General features: G+C 42.3%; 11 protein-coding genes and 1 riboswitch. Of the genes, 2 read left to right on the top strand and 9 right to left on the bottom strand.

Features of this window, described 5'->3' with window-relative positions:
- Positions 1–48 precede the first annotated feature (48 nt).
- The 9 genes from leuB to ACZ5OK_RS01045 all read right to left on the bottom strand — a co-directional run bounded on the left by leuB (position 49) and on the right by ACZ5OK_RS01045 (position 11,793).
- Positions 49–1,155 (bottom strand): 3-isopropylmalate dehydrogenase, encoded by a 1,107-nt coding sequence (leuB, locus tag ACZ5OK_RS01085; protein ID WP_343843044.1) that lies wholly within the window; start codon positions 1,153–1,155, stop codon positions 49–51.
- Between the two features lie 43 nt (positions 1,156–1,198).
- Positions 1,199–2,743: a 2-isopropylmalate synthase gene (locus tag ACZ5OK_RS01080; protein ID WP_343843041.1), complete on the bottom strand. Its 1,545-nt coding sequence runs from the start codon at positions 2,741–2,743 to the stop codon at positions 1,199–1,201.
- A complete protein-coding gene (ilvC, locus tag ACZ5OK_RS01075) occupies positions 2,730–3,764 on the bottom strand; it encodes a ketol-acid reductoisomerase (protein ID WP_343843039.1) in 1,035 nt (344 codons plus the stop codon). The genes ACZ5OK_RS01080 and ilvC overlap by 14 nt, the downstream gene beginning before the upstream one ends.
- A gap of 21 nt (positions 3,765–3,785) precedes the next feature.
- Entirely contained in the window at positions 3,786–4,307 is a 522-nt protein-coding gene (ilvN, locus tag ACZ5OK_RS01070; protein WP_044164326.1) for an acetolactate synthase small subunit, read from the bottom strand.
- Complete coding sequence (ilvB, locus tag ACZ5OK_RS01065; RefSeq protein WP_425542239.1) at positions 4,304–6,001, bottom strand: acetolactate synthase large subunit; 1,698 nt, start codon at positions 5,999–6,001, stop codon at positions 4,304–4,306. The genes ilvN and ilvB overlap by 4 nt, the downstream gene beginning before the upstream one ends.
- Positions 6,002–6,386: 385 nt before the next feature.
- Positions 6,387–8,054, bottom strand: coding sequence for a dihydroxy-acid dehydratase (gene ilvD, locus ACZ5OK_RS01060; RefSeq protein ID WP_343843031.1), 1,668 nt, complete (start codon positions 8,052–8,054; stop codon positions 6,387–6,389).
- A 12-nt stretch (positions 8,055–8,066) separates the two neighbouring features.
- Positions 8,067–8,975: a branched-chain-amino-acid transaminase gene (ilvE, locus tag ACZ5OK_RS01055; RefSeq protein WP_343843028.1), complete on the bottom strand. Its 909-nt coding sequence runs from the start codon at positions 8,973–8,975 to the stop codon at positions 8,067–8,069.
- A gap of 482 nt (positions 8,976–9,457) precedes the next feature.
- Entirely contained in the window at positions 9,458–10,042 is a 585-nt protein-coding gene (gene thiT / locus ACZ5OK_RS01050) for an energy-coupled thiamine transporter ThiT (RefSeq protein WP_343843026.1), read from the bottom strand.
- 128 nt (positions 10,043–10,170) lie between these two features.
- Positions 10,171–10,275, bottom strand: a riboswitch (TPP riboswitch).
- Positions 10,276–10,491: 216 nt separating this feature from the next.
- Positions 10,492–11,793: a serine hydrolase domain-containing protein gene (locus tag ACZ5OK_RS01045; RefSeq protein WP_343843023.1), complete on the bottom strand. Its 1,302-nt coding sequence runs from the start codon at positions 11,791–11,793 to the stop codon at positions 10,492–10,494.
- A 180-nt stretch (positions 11,794–11,973) separates the two neighbouring features.
- On the opposite strand from ACZ5OK_RS01045, the gene ACZ5OK_RS01040 reads away from it, so the two are divergent.
- On the top strand, positions 11,974–13,233 hold the full coding sequence (locus ACZ5OK_RS01040) for a helix-turn-helix domain-containing protein (protein WP_343843021.1): 1,260 nt from the start codon (positions 11,974–11,976) through the stop codon (positions 13,231–13,233).
- Between the two features lie 115 nt (positions 13,234–13,348).
- The gene (locus ACZ5OK_RS01035) at positions 13,349–14,122 is read left to right on the top strand and encodes an enoyl-CoA hydratase (RefSeq protein ID WP_343843018.1); all 774 of its coding nucleotides are present in this window, start codon (positions 13,349–13,351) and stop codon (positions 14,120–14,122) included.
- The last annotated feature ends 27 nt before the right edge of the window (positions 14,123–14,149 follow it).

Raw genomic sequence — 14,149 nt, 5'->3', positions numbered from 1 at the left:
TTTCCTGGGGACTGTCCCCACATGCTTTAAAGCGATAAAGCGCAATTCCTAAATATAGCAGCTCATAATGCTTTCGGATGTGCTTCTGGAAGATATTCCTTCGACAACCAGACGGGTCATGACGTCTGTTCCGACTTGTTCTCCCTCTACTACATTTAAATCTGCTGTATGATAGCCGAGCCGCAGGGTTTCCTGGACAGCTTCTTCAACAGCCTTGGCCTCTTCCTCCAGTTGAAAGGAATGCCGGAGCATCAAAGCTGTCGACAGAATCATAGCCAGTGGATTCGCCAGTCCCTGCCCGGCTATATCTGGAGCTGATCCGTGCACAGGTTCATAAAGCCCGACGCCATCTGTACGGAGACTGGCAGAAGGAAGCATTCCAAGCGAACCTGTCAGTACAGACGCCTCGTCACTTAAAATATCGCCAAACATATTTTCCGTTACGATGACATCGAACTGAGTTGGATCTGTGATGAGTTTCATGGCTGCTGCATCCACCAGCAAATGCTCAACGGCTACATCCGGGTAGTCCTTCCTTTTTTCTTCCACAACCTCTCTCCAGAGTTTACTGGATTCAAGCACATTCGCCTTATCCACAGAAGTTAAATGTTTACGTCTCAGCCTTGCGCTTTGAAAGGCCTGATCTACAATTCTCTCAATCTCATGGCGCTGGTATGCAAGGGTATCAACAACTGATTGCCCATCTTCGCGTATTTCACTTGGCTCGCCAAAATAAAGCCCGCCTGTCAATTCCCGTATAATTAGCAGGTCACTGCCGCTGACAACTTCCTCTTTTAACGGTGAAGCATGAAGCAGCTGTGGAAAACCTTTCACTGGTCGGAGATTTGCAAAAAGACCCAAAGCCTTGCGAATCCCTAATAGACCTTTTTCCGGTCGCAGGTGGGAAGGGTGGTTCTCCCACCTGGGTCCTCCGACCGCACCCAACAATACCGCATCCGCCTGTTCACATCCCCTGATTGTTTTATCCGGTAAAGGCGTTTCATGGCGGTCAATCGCCGCACCGCCAATATCAAAGGATTCAAACTCAAATTTATGGCCATATTCATCAGCAACCGCATCCAGTACTTCCACTGCCGATTGGATGACCTCCTGACCTATACCATCACCAAGAAGCAAAGCAATCTGTTTTTTCATGAACCTGATCCTCCCCTTTTTTCTTGACTAACCTCAACTCTCCTTAACTATGAATCTTTTTCTGTTCAGCCTGACGCTGATTGATCAGTACACGGTTCAGTGCGTTCAGGAACGCATTAGCGGATGCTTCTAAAACATCCTGTGCAGCTCCTCTTCCTCCCATTTCGGTGTCATTGACCTTCACCATTACGTGAACCTCAGCCAGTGCATCCCGGCCTTTACCAATGGAATTCAGCTGGTAATCGGTTAAATCCACTTCTTCCTGAACAAGGGATTCAAGCGTGTTGTAGAGAGCCTCTACACTCCCCTGCCCGGTTCTTGCCGTCTCTACTCGGTAGCCTTCTGGTGTTTTCAGGGCTACAGTAGCTGTTGGGAGATTGTGAGATCCATATTGAACCTGGAAGGACTCCAGATTGTATTTGGCAATGTTTAAGGAATCGGATTGTAAATCTGTCAAAATGGTAAACAAATCATCATCCGTAACTTCCTTCTTCCGGTCCGTCAGTTCTTTAAACGTTTTAAAGGCTTCTTTCACTTTTTCTTCAGGAAATTCAAAGCCGAGCTGTTCTACCTTATCCACGAATGCATGCCGTCCTGAGTGCTTTCCTAATACCAGATTGTTAGATTTAATTCCGACCATCTCTGGTGTAATAATTTCGTAGGTGGAGGCCTCCTTCAGAACCCCATCCTGATGAATTCCGGATTCATGGGCAAAGGCATTCCGGCCAACAACCGCTTTATTTCCCGGCACCATCATTCCGGTAAATTTACTAATTAAATCACTCGTTCGTTTGATTTCATTGAGAACCAGATTGGTGGAATGCTGATAATAATCATTACGAATTTTCAGTGCCACTGCAATTTCTTCCAGTGAAGCATTCCCGGCACGTTCCCCAATTCCATTGATTGTGCCCTCAATCTGAGTCGCGCCGTTTTCAATCGCAGCAATGGAGTTGGCAACAGCCATTCCAAGGTCATCATGACAGTGTGCAGAAAGAGCCACCTTATCAATATTCGGAACGTGCTCTCTCACATAGCGGAACATCCTGCCGTATTCCTCAGGTGTGGTATATCCAACTGTATCGGGCAGATTAATAACCGTAGCACCGGCATCAATAACCTTTTCAATAATTTTAACGAGGAAGTCTAAATCGGACCGGCTGGCATCCTCCGCTGACCATTCCACATGGGTAAATTTTTGCTTGGCATATGAGACCATTTCCACCGAAGTCTGAATCACGTCATCCGGGGTTTTCTTCAGCTTGTGTGTCATATGAATCGGCGAAGTAGCAAGAAAAATATGAATCCTTGGCTCTGCAGCATCTTTAAGAGCATCCCAGGCAATGTCGATATCTTCCTTTGTGGTCCGCGCTAATCCTGTAACCGATGTGTTTTTTATGGTACGGGCAATTTGTCTGACCGCTTCAAAGTCCCCTTTGGAAGATGCCGGAAAGCCTGCTTCCATAACATCGATCCCCAGACGTTCGAGCTGTTTGGCAATCTCAATCTTTTCAAGCTGGTTCAAATTCACTCCCGGAGACTGCTCCCCATCTCTCAGCGTTGTATCAAAGAATTTAATTTGAGCCATAAGTGACGACTTCCTCCTTTTTCTTCTTTTTGCTTTGCTTAACAAATGGCATCAATTCACGTAATTCTTTTCCAACCTGGGTCAGCTGATGATTTTTCTCTAATTCATTAATCGCATTAAACTGTGGACGATTCACCTGATTTTCCAAAATCCAGCCTTTAGCAAATGCGCCTGATTGTACGTCCTGTAAAACCTCTTTCATACGTTCTTTTGTTTCTTCATTGATGACTCTAGGGCCTGATACAAAGTCACCCCATTGAGCTGTATCGGAAACAGAGTAACGCATATACTCGAGTCCGCCTTCATACATCAAGTCAACAATCAGCTTCATTTCATGCAAACACTCAAAATAAGCGACTTCAGGCTGATAACCGGCCTCTGTTAAGGTTTCAAAGCCTGCTTTAACCAGGTTTGACACTCCTCCACACAAAACAGCCTGCTCACCAAATAAGTCTGTTTCCGTTTCTTCCTGGAAGGAGGTTTTTAAAATACCGGCACGACCGGATCCGATTCCTTTTGCATAAGCTAATGCTAATTCTGTAGCCTGACCGGACGCATCCTGATATACCCCGTAAAGGGATGGTACACCAGCCCCTTCTTCAAATGTTCTTCTTACCAGATGACCAGGAGCTTTTGGTGCAACAAGGAATACATCGACATCTTCTGGTGGAACAACCTGATTGAAATGAATATTAAAGCCGTGTGCAAAAGCAAGCGCATTGCCGGGAGCTAAGTTTGGTTTAATCTGATTTTCATAAATGCCCGGCTGTAACTCATCCGGAAGAAGAACCATAACAACATCTGACTCTGCTACTGCATTTGCGACGGTTTTCACTTCCATTCCATCCTCTTCTGCTTTATCCCAGGATTTCCCCTTGCGTAATCCAACGACTACATCAAAACCATTCTCCTTTAAATTCAGTGCATGGGCATGCCCCTGTGATCCATAACCAACAACAGCAATCTTTTTACTCCTTAATACCTCTTCCTGAATATCATTGTGATAAAGTACGTTTGCCATGTTAAACATCCTTTCCAAAGTTTATTTTAATATTGAATAAGCGGGAATCTCGGTCACCTGTGGCTGATGCCCGCGAAGGAATGCTGTTAATCCCGTTCGTGCTAATTCTTTTATTCCATAAGGACGAAGCAATTCAATCAAAGCTTCTATCTTTTCGGTTTTTCCGGTTACCTGAACGGTCAGACTGTCCCGGCTCACATCGATGATTGAAGCCCGGAACGGTTCTATGATGCCCTGAATTTCACTTCTTATCTGACTATTGCTGACGACTTTAATTAAGGCGAGCTCCCGGGCTACAATGGCCTTATCCGTAATGTCGGATACCTTTAAAACATCGATTTGTTTATGAAGCTGCTTAATCATCTGTTCCAGTTTCTGATAGTCAGGAACTTCAACGACAAACGTCATTTTTGAAATCCCTTCTGTTTCGGTGCGTCCCACTGAAATACTTTCAATGTTAAACTGCCTTTTATGAAGCAATCCTGTTACCCGATTCAGTACACCACTCCGATTCTGAACGGTAGCTGTGATGATTCTCCTCATGGTTTCACCCCTATCATTTCGTGAATGCCCTTGCCAGGTGCAATCATTGGATAAACATTTTCAAGCTTTAGTACCCTGCAATCCAGTACAACCGGGCCGTTATAAGCAAATACTTCAGGAATGACACGTTGAAGCTCTTCCTCGGTTTCCACCTTGAACCCACGAATTTGATAGCTTTCGGCAAGCTTCACATAATCGGGCTGAACAGGCAGCAGAGATTCAGAGTATCGTTCTTCATAAAAGGATTCCTGCCATTGCCGCACCATTCCTAATGATTCATTATTCATAATGATGACCTTGACCGGTAATCCTTTTTCCTGGAGGAGGGAAAGCTCCTGCATGGACATCTGAAATCCACCATCCCCCACCAGTGCTACGACGGTTTCATCCGGTTTCGCCAACTGGGCTCCGATTGCTGCCGGAAAGCCAAAGCCCATGGTTCCGAGGCCGCCTGAAGTTACCCATCTGTCCGGATCAGAAAATGTATAATATTGAGCAGCCCACATTTGATGCTGACCTACGTCTGTTGTAACAATGGCCCTTCCTTCCGTTTCTTTGTAAATTGCCTCTACCAGCCATTGCGGAGAAACACCCTCATCCGAATGCTTATAGCCTAGCGGGAAATCCTTCTTCCAATCCTGCAATTGCTTCATCCACTCCTCGTGTTGAGGGCTTTCCTCAATCATTGACAGCATTTCATGAAGGGCTTCTTTGGAATCTGCTACAATCGGGATTTTTGTGTTGACATTTTTACCAATCTCAGCTGGGTCAATATCGATATGAGCAACCGCTGCATGTTTGGCAAAATGCTTGAGATTCCCTGTCAGACGATCATCAAAGCGAGCGCCGATATTGATAAGCAAATCACAGTCATATAAAGCCATATTTGCTGCATACGTTCCATGCATTCCTGCCATACCAAGGGATAACGGGTGGTTCCCCGGAAAGCTTCCTAATCCAAGTAAGGTGGTTGCAACAGGTAAGGAATGCTTAACAGCAAAGGCTTTTAACAGACTGGATGCTTCTCCGTGTAAAACGCCTGCTCCGGCAAGTAATAGAGGTTTTTTTGCTTTCGATATCGCATCAGCCAGCTTTTTAATCTGCAGCGGATTTGGCTTAGTTGTCGGCTGATAGCCAGGCAGATCAAACGTTGTATCAAATGAGCCCTCCTGTATACTGGCGGAAATATCTTTTGGTATATCGACCAAAACCGGACCTTTTCGCCCTGTGGTTGCAATATGAAAAGCCTCTCTTACAATTCGTGGCAGGTCACTCATCGATTGAACCTGGTAATTATGCTTGGTAATTGGTGTAGTAATCCCCATCACATCTGCTTCCTGAAAAGCATCTGTTCCAATAACCTGCCGTGCTACCTGGCCGGTAAAAATAACAAGAGGTAAGGAATCCATCATGGCATCGGTGATTCCTGTCACCAGATTGGTTGCACCAGGCCCAGAGGTTGCAATAACAACACCAGGCTTACCTGACACTCTTGCGTAGCCTTCTGCTGCATGAACGGCTCCTTGCTCATGACGGGATAATACATGATGAAACGATTCTTTTGCTTTATATAAGGCGTCGTAAATGGGTAAAACGGCACCTCCCGGATAACCAAAAATCGTTTCCACATCCTCACGAAGTAATGATTCCACCAGCAAATCTGCACCCGTTTTTGTGCTTGTTTCTGTTCGCATACTTGCCTTTGCCTGAACGCTCACCTTTTAATCCCTCCTAAACATTTTTAATAATCAAAAATCTCTAATCAAAAAAGACCTTTTCTCCCTACACTCTACACACACTTTTGCAGAATATAAGGGGAGAAAAGGTCTTTTACTTTTCACGGTACCACCCTTTTTTACAGTATCCTTACAGACACTGTCTCATGAAGCTGACGCCAGCCTCTTTGATAACGAGTGCTTCGAGAAACACCCGGCTAAGCCTAGTGAGATGAATCCGTTCAGCTTAACACTCAGGGACGATGTCGGAATGAGCTGTATTTCCGGGCTTCCAGCAACCCCGGATCTCTGGGAATACAAGTGGTTCATTCCTTTGTTCCCGTCATCGCTTTTACTTACCGTTTTATATTTTCATAACTCCTCCAGTATTAGCGGATGTAACAAGTTTTGAGTACTTCGCTAAATAACCGGACTGAATTTTCGGCTCTGGCTTTTGCCAATTCTTCCTCCGTTCTGTTAAAACTTCCTCGTCAACGAGTAATTCGATGGAACGGGTCTCTAAATCAATCATAATGCCATCTCCATTTTCGACTAAAGCAATCGGTCCGCCTTCAGCAGCTTCCGGAGAAATATGGCCAACGGAAATACCTCGAGTAGCTCCAGAGAAACGGCCATCTGTAATTAACGCAACCTCTTTCCCTAGGCCACGCCCTGCAATGGAAGATGTTGGGGCGAGCATTTCCGGCATTCCCGGACCGCCTTTTGGTCCTTCATAGCGGATCACAACTACATGACCTGCCTGAACGGTGCCGTTGTCAATTCCCTCCTGAGCCTCTTCCTGTGAGTCAAAAACAATGGCTTCTCCCAGGAACTTGTTAATCGATGGGTCAACCGCTCCTACTTTAATAACCGCTCCATCTGGGGCGATATTGCCGTATAAAATGGATAAACCACCAACAGGGCTATAGGCATTCTCTTTTTTACGAATGACCTGATCATTCTTAATTTCTGCATCTTTCACATTTTCATAGATGGATTGACCCGTCACCGTGATACGATCTTTGTGAATGAGTCCATCAATCTGACAAAGCTCCTTAATAATGGCACTGACACCACCGGCTAAGTGTACATCATGCATGGTATAATCCGATGCTGGACTAATTTTAGATAAATACGGAACCTTCTCCGCAATTTCGTTAATGGATTTCAGATCATATTCAATACCTGCTTCATGAGCGATTGCAATCGTATGAAGCACTGTATTGGTTGATCCCCCCATTGCCATATCTAAAGCAAATGCATCATCAAAAGTCTCTTTCGTTAAAATATCTCTTGGCCGGATATCCTGCTTAACCAGGTTAACTAAGTGGTGTGCGGCCTGATAAATTAAATCATGGCGCTCTTTTGATGTAGCTACAATCGTACCATTTCCTGGAACGGTCAACCCGAGCATTTCCATCAGACAGTTCATCGAATTTGCGGTAAACATGCCTGAACAGGATCCGCATGTTGGGCAAGCCAGCTGTTCCATTTCGGATAATTCGTTCTTCGTCATTGTCCCCGACTTGTAAGCGCCCACTCCTTCAAACATGGAAACGAGAGATAAATGATCACCACCTGGGGAAACGCCTCCCTCCATCGGTCCGCCTGAAACGAATACAGATGGAACGTTGGTTCTGGCTGCTGCCATCAGCATACCTGGTGTGATTTTGTCACAGTTGGGAATATAAAAGACTCCATCAAACCAATGTGCATTAATAACGGTTTCTGCACTATCAGCAATCACTTCCCGGCTTGGCAGGGAGTAGCGCATGCCGATATGACCCATGGCAATTCCGTCATCGACTCCAATCGTATTAAATTCGAATGGAATACCGCCCGCTTCCCGTATAGCATCTTTAACGACCTGCCCAAATTCATTTAAATGTCTGTGACCAGGGATAATATCTACATAAGAGTTACAGACGCCGATGAACGGCTTACCTAAATCACTCGTTTTAACCCCTGTTGCATGAAGCAGGCTTCGATGCGGAGCGCGGTCAATTCCTTTTTTAATCATGTCACTTCTCATTGCGGGGCCCCCTTATATTGCCTCGGCGTTGTTTTTCTTGTCCGGATAGCATTGAACGCCATCTGTTAATACGACTTTTCTGAACTCCTGCAAGAGATGTCTGGTTACATCGCCGATTGTACCGCCATTAATTGGACGCTGATCCACTTCTACAACCGCAATCACTTCTGCTGCTGTTCCTGTTAAAAATACTTCATCCGCTACAAACACATCATGCCTTGTAAATGGCTGTTCTTTAAGGTCATATCCGTTTTCGTTCGCTAAGTCTATAATGGCATTTCTCGTAATGCCTTCCAGAGCACCTAGATAAATAGGAGGTGTGTAAATCGTTCCATTTTTTACAATGAAAATATTATCTCCGGAGCATTCAGTAACATAACCCTGGTCATTCAGCATGAGTGCTTCATCAGCCCCTGCCTGCTTTGACTCCTGTTTGACCAAAATATTATTTAAATAATTTAAAGACTTAATCTGTGGACTAAGCACATCAGGACGATTTCTTCTCGTCGCCACGGATGCCAGTTTTAAGCCTCGTTCATATAATTCTTCCGGATAAAGAGCGAGTGCTTCTGCGATCACAACAATACGCGGTTCCTCACATAAATCAGGGTCAAGTCCCAGATTGCCTTTTCCGCGTGAGACCACAACTCGTATATAGGCATTTTCCAAGTTGTTTTTGCGAACCGTGTCCACAATAATCTGCTTAAATTCCTCCTTTGCATAAGGGATATCAAGCATGATTGAATGAGCTGATTCATAAAGACGATGAACGTGTGCATCAAGCTTAAACACATTTCCGCTGTAGACACGAATACCTTCAAATACCCCATCTCCATACAAAAAACCATGATCATAAACGGAAATGACGGCATCCTCTTTCCTCACATATTCGCCATTTAAATAAATCCACTGATCACCCATATACGTCACTCCTCTCTTTTCATATTTTATTGAACTGCATAAAAGCGTTAACGCGTTAAAGTATAAAATTTCAAAAATAACCCTTTTTTCAAATTCCTTCTTTTTGAAGTTTTAAAGGGCATTTATACTTAGCTTGCTATGGGTTTCATCATGTAGTTTTTTTAATATTGTCGATAATCATAACGCCATTTCATTTGGAGGTCAACCGGTAAAACAAAAAAATTCTGATAATTTTTATAAGTCAAATTTTTAGAAAACGCTTCCAATATTGATGCTGTTGTACTCCTTCCACCATTAGGTTTTTGCGCATTTTTTTGCCTCCTAATAGTCAGATGAAATATGCCCATATTTTAGAAAACACGGAAGGGATCTTTTGATAGGTACACTAAACATAAAAAATGACCATCCGTGGATGGTCATTTTTACATCGTCTGCTAATAAGCGCAAACAGAACCGGTCATCTAAAATAAATCACTTTTTAATTAAGCTTTTGCTATGGCAAAATACCTTTTAGGTAACGCAGGTATTAATAGAATTAATAGAATAATACAGAACAAAACAGAAATACTCATATAGGCACCATTATAGAGCAGTGAATAAATGACAACCGGCTGATCTCCTGCAAAGGAAGCAAAGAAGACAATCCCTGCCACAAAATGACATAAGAAACGGAGAAATCCTCCTATAATCGTGCCCATGATTACGAACGAAATCCACTTAACAGAATTCCCGCTGGTTATCCCTTGTTTCACCTGTTTTGCAAAAACCCCCGCAAAACCTACGAACGTAAACGCAAGGAAGTAGTCGATAAAACCTTGAACAGGATGATAAATCGAGGCACCTAATAATAGCTGTAATCCTCCAAACAGGAAGCCTGACAGAAGTCCCCCCTTGATACCCCATCTGAAAGCCATGATTAATACCGGAAGCATTCCAATCGATACGGATCCGCCCTGTGGCCAGAAACGTCCTGTTAAAAATTTGGACAGTTCATCAAATAATAATGCTAAAGCCGTGAAAATGGCGATTTCCACTACAAACAACACCTTTGACTGATTTGCCGCCATTTCATTATTCCTCCCCAATCAGATAATGAAAGTGAAGGTCGCCACGTCATACATGGATTTTTGCTCATAAAAAAAGCAAAGTATGGCGCAAGGACGCGCGATACTTTGCTTTGCCGTTCAAAACAAATTGTCCTTAACACCACAATCCCTACGCAAGTACTAACTTGACAGGTTCAAAGGGTCAAGAACGAAAACGCTCAATCTCAGCCGAACAGGCTCCCCTTTGTGGCAAACTCATTCACTTTGATTCTAATATACTACGTACGTTTCTGAAATACAACTAAAAAATCATAAAGTGAAACTTCCATCAGTGGTTTTTTTCCATTCCCCACTGATGGTTCGTTGAACTTATCAGGAATTTACTGGCCGATTATCCCCACTTAGTCTTGTTGGGGTACACTCAAGTCTTGAAGTGGGGGTATTACGGCCAGTTAATGCGTGATAAATTACTATTCTTTCAATAACATTCGCATTCCGAAAAATGCTGCCCAGCACCTATGATTTTTTATATAAAAATGAACGGGGATGTTGGAACCTTTTATAACGAGTGTTTGCTCATCAGATGGATATACAGAGTGGTCTTCACCATTTATATGAATCATCGGCTGATGGTTAACGATTTTAACAACCAGCAAATGACCTTCATCTGAAGAATAGGTACCCATCAGACTTTGCCATTGTGCTTCGGAAAGGGTGCTTTCAGGAAATTCCCCGTCCTTTTCCCCAATGGGTAATCCTAAAGCCGTATTCACCGCTTCTAACCAGATGTCCCCTGCTGGCAGATCAGATACATTAGATAATACCACAACCACCAATTCTTCCTCGGGTACAAAGCCAAAATGTGAGGATACTCCAGGCTGGCTTCCCCCATGCTCGACAAGCGTAAACCCATGGTAATCAGATGTTACATTAAGAGCATAACCATAATATTTGTTTTGACTGACCTTCGCATAAGGCTGATACATCTTTTTCACAGCCATCGGGGATAGCAGCTCCTCATCTCCAATTTTCCCATGATTAAGGAAAAAGTCACCATATTCCAATAAATCAAGGACCGTTGAACGTACACCCCCGCCAACTTCATAAATACCCAATGAAGGCCATTCTTCCTTCTGATGCTTCCGTTCCTCTTTATTATAGGAATAAGGTGTAGAGACCTGATTCATTTTATGGATTTCTTCAATACTAAGCGTCGTTCTGTTCATTTCCAACGGTCTCAGAATTTCCTCAGTAATAAATCGCCGAAAAAGCTTCCCTGAAGTCTTTTCAATAATCTCGCCCAGCAATAAAAACATGTCATTTGAATAACTGAAATATTCACCAGGATCACCTAAAATCGAATGATCCCCTCTCATTAAAAAGTTTTTTTCATCTTTAAAGCGATTTCTGTTCTCATCCCTTTTGACCGGCGCCAGTCCGGATGTGTGGCTTAATAGATGATGAATTTTTATCTGTCTCATATCCGATATTCCCTTTAGCTTGAAACCGGGGACATATTTTACAACCGGGTCATCAACGGACAGTAAGCCCTGTTCCTCCAGCATCATAATTGCCAGAGCTGTAAAGGATTTACTGATAGAGGCTGTTCCAAATAATGAGTTGCTGGTTACAGGTGATCGGGATTGTAAATCAAGCACACCAAACCCCTTCTGATAAATGACAACACCCCTTTTCAGTACGCCCACCGCTGTTCCCACGTGATGTTCTTTCTCCATACGCTCTATTAATCTTTTCTCGAATAACGACCACATGAACGTTAGCCCCCAACCTTGTTTTTGGAATCGTGTTTTGTTTCTCCATGACGTGGAAATAACAAATAATAGATTAGCTATTATTTGTATTGTATTAAAAATAATATACCAGTAAAATAGATATGGTATAATGTAATTACTTACCAAATAGTACTAAATTTTGATCTGGGAATGATGTGAATGTTTCAGGGAAAATTAATTAAGTATCATCGTACAAGGAAAAAGATGACGCAAAAGGAGCTTGCCACCGGTATATGCTCGGTTTCCTATTTAAGTAAAATAGAAAATGAAACCATCGAACCCAGCCAGGATGTGCTGCAACTCCTGGGCGATCGTCTTCACATCTCCTTAGATATGCAGGAAGATAACCAGGACGTTGAACAACGTCTCCTGGATTGGTATAGCATCATCAAAACAAATAATTATGAAAAAGCGCATGAAGAATACCAAAAGCTGCAGAAATATTACCACTTAACAAACAATCGTTCGATTAAAAATTTATTTCTGACGATTGAATTCGCATATCTTATGACTTTTGGGCATGATTCTAAAATAATAACATCACACTATAAGCAACTTTGTGAGTTGAAAGAATTATTTTCCCCATTAACCAATTATTACTTTTACAAATTGGAGTCCTTATATTTTTATAATAAGAATGATTTAGTAAATGCACTGGAATCGTTAAAAAAGGCTGAAAGAGTTTATCCGACAATTGACCAGACTGACTTAACCCTTTACTATAATTTGGCAGTCTTTTATAGTCGCGCTGATCAAATGTACAAATCTCTCCATTATGCATTCAAAGCTTTGCAGGAAACTCAGGCGAACTATGACTTAATTGAGATTACACGAACTTTCATTTTAATTTCCACACTTTATATAAGAATTGGTGAATATGACTATGCCGAGAAGGAACTATTAAAACTTAAAAAGGAAGAGAAAAATATAATCCCTGAATTTAATGCCCTGATTTATCATAACCTCGGATACATTTACTATCAGTATAAAGAATATGAGAGAGCAATGCAGCATTTAAAGACATCACTTGCGTTTAATCAATCTAAACACCAGTTGGATACGATTTATGTATTATGCTTAGTCTATCAATCCTTGTCTTATTTTCAACTGCTTGATGAAATGATAGAATCCGGCAAAAATTTGGCTAAAAAACAGAATTCTATAAGATATATTTATAAATTCTATATATTAGAAATGAAGAAAGATCAGCTTATCTATGATTTAACATTCATTGAAAAGCTGGAAGGTGACATTATTCCCTACTTTAAAAAAGCCGGAGATCAGTATGAGCTTCTCCGCCTTTACAAGTTACTCGGAGATATATACTTTCATAATCGTCAATATAAAAAAGGTGCAGAATATTATCAGCTTACGCACCAATTTTATACAAATACATTTAGGGTGGAAGACTATTTATAAAAGAGAGCTATTAAAGCCTCTTTTATTTTTTTAAAGGAATATCAATAGCAAAAATAGAATACTATATTTATCAGAATTGTATGCGCTTTATTAAAAAGTTGAGGTGAAGAAAGCTATGTCGAATTCAGTTTTACTGACAATGGAAGGCAAAACGGCAAAACTGACATTAAATCGCCCAGACAGCATGAATGCCATGGATGTGAATCTTTTAAATGAACTTCATGAGCAGTTACAGAAGATAAAGGAAAGTCAAGTAAATGTGCTGGTGATTACAGGAAATGGCAAGGCGTTTTCTGCAGGTGGTGATATTAAGACCATGCTGCTGCAGTCTGATCCTGAAGGTTTTAAGGAAACAATGGAAACCATAAAGGAAATAATGGTAACACTTTACACACTCCCAGCTATTACAATAAGTGCCATCAATGGTGCAGCTGCCGGTTTAGGCCTCAGCCTGGCTTTGGCCTGTGATTACGTATTTGCGGATGAAAAAGCTACCATCGCCATGAATTTTATTGGAATTGGACTGATTCCTGATGGCGGGGGCCATTTTTTCATGAAGCAGCGATTAGGAGAAGTAAAGGCTAAGCAGACCATTTGGGAGGGACAAAAACAAACAGCTCACCAAGCACAGCAAGCAGGATTAATTGATGAAACCGTCAGCTCTGATTTTGTTGAATTCATACAGAATAAAATAGATCAGTTACATAAACAGCCTCTAAGTGCCATGATAGAAACCAAACTGATTTATGCACAGGAAAACCGGGAAAGGCTTGAAAATACTCTAAGCCTTGAAACGGATGGTCAGCAAAAAATGCGTCAAACTAACGACCACAAAGAAGGGGTTCAGGCCTTCATAGAAAAAAGATCCCCTGTTTTTCAAGGAGAATAAAAAGCCAAGGATTTCCTTCATCCTTGG

It is taken from the genome of Salinibacillus aidingensis, from assembly GCF_055393355.1.
This window is presented reverse-complemented; position numbering and strand designations above follow the sequence as displayed.

Bases quoted from the DNA above. Each gene is read 5' to 3' on its own strand.
- ilvC (WP_343843039.1), bottom strand. From the start codon at position 3,764: ATGGCAAACGTACTTTATCACAATGATATTCAGGAAGAGGTATTAAGG.
- ilvN (WP_044164326.1), bottom strand. From the start codon at position 4,307: ATGAGGAGAATCATCACAGCTACCGTTCAGAATCGGAGTGGTGTACTG.
- leuB (WP_343843044.1), bottom strand. From the start codon at position 1,155: ATGAAAAAACAGATTGCTTTGCTTCTTGGTGATGGTATAGGTCAGGAG.
- ilvD (WP_343843031.1), bottom strand. From the start codon at position 8,054: ATGAGAAGTGACATGATTAAAAAAGGAATTGACCGCGCTCCGCATCGA.
- ACZ5OK_RS01040 (WP_343843021.1), top strand. From the start codon at position 11,974: ATGTTTCAGGGAAAATTAATTAAGTATCATCGTACAAGGAAAAAGATG.
- ACZ5OK_RS01035 (WP_343843018.1), top strand. From the start codon at position 13,349: ATGTCGAATTCAGTTTTACTGACAATGGAAGGCAAAACGGCAAAACTG.
- ilvE (WP_343843028.1), bottom strand. From the start codon at position 8,975: ATGGGTGATCAGTGGATTTATTTAAATGGCGAATATGTGAGGAAAGAG.
- ACZ5OK_RS01080 (WP_343843041.1), bottom strand. From the start codon at position 2,743: ATGGCTCAAATTAAATTCTTTGATACAACGCTGAGAGATGGGGAGCAG.
- ilvB (WP_425542239.1), bottom strand. From the start codon at position 6,001: ATGCGAACAGAAACAAGCACAAAAACGGGTGCAGATTTGCTGGTGGAA.
- thiT (WP_343843026.1), bottom strand. From the start codon at position 10,042: ATGGCGGCAAATCAGTCAAAGGTGTTGTTTGTAGTGGAAATCGCCATT.
- ACZ5OK_RS01045 (WP_343843023.1), bottom strand. From the start codon at position 11,793: ATGTGGTCGTTATTCGAGAAAAGATTAATAGAGCGTATGGAGAAAGAA.